The following is a 743-nucleotide window of genomic DNA, read 5'->3' as shown; positions in this document are numbered from 1 at the left end:
TGGACGGGGTGGCGCTCGACGAGCCCTACACCCGCGGCCTTCCCTCCGAGCCCCTCAAGACGGCGCTCGGCGTGGAGGTGTCCTACCCGTTCACGGTGCCCGAGGGGCACCTGTGGGTCATGGGCGACAACCGCACGCACTCCAACGACTCGCGCTATTTCGGCGCTATCGAGGCGTCGTCGGTGACGGCGCGGGGCGTGCTCGTGTTCTGGCCTCTTCAGGACTTCGGCCTGCTGGAATGAGCGGCGCGGTCCGGAAGCCGAGCCTTATCTCCCGGTGGTCGGGAATTTCTGAAGAGTTTATCGAACGCGCCGGGCGATTAAGCTCGAAGCGCTATCATATACGCTCGTGACTTGATCCGGGCGCCTTTCCGCGCTCGTGCGGAAAGGATAGACGACCTTCATGGATTCTGGGCAACATGCCGAGCCGCGCCCGTCGAGCGCGCTCAGAACCATCATCAGCCTGCTCGTCATGGTGGCCTTCATCTTCGGGCTGTCATGGGCTTTGCGCACGTTCGTGTTCCAGCCTTACGAGATCCCCTCGGGCTCCATGGAAACCACCATCATGACCGGCGACATGGTGTTCTCCGAGAAGGTCAGCTACTACCTGCGCGACCCCGCGCCCGGCGACATCGTGACGTTCCAGGACCCCGAGATCCCGGGCCGCGTGCTCATCAAGCGCTGCATCGCCGTGGGCGGCCAGACCGTCGACCTGGTGGACGGCCGCGTGGTGGTGGACGGGGT

Annotated in this window: 2 protein-coding genes; both read left to right on the top strand. The window is 64.9% G+C overall.

The window, feature by feature from the left end:
* The coding region (lepB, locus tag HCH03_RS16200) for a signal peptidase I (RefSeq protein WP_221690334.1) at positions 1–242 on the top strand (242 nt) is incomplete at its 5' end.
* A 160-nt stretch (positions 243–402) separates the two neighbouring features.
* The coding region (lepB, locus tag HCH03_RS16195; protein ID WP_221690333.1) for a signal peptidase I at positions 403–743 on the top strand (341 nt) is incomplete at its 3' end.

It is taken from the genome of Gordonibacter massiliensis (ex Traore et al. 2017), from assembly GCF_019731765.1.
Taxonomy (GTDB): Bacteria; Actinomycetota; Coriobacteriia; order Coriobacteriales; family Eggerthellaceae; genus Gordonibacter; species Gordonibacter massiliensis.
This window is presented reverse-complemented; position numbering and strand designations above follow the sequence as displayed.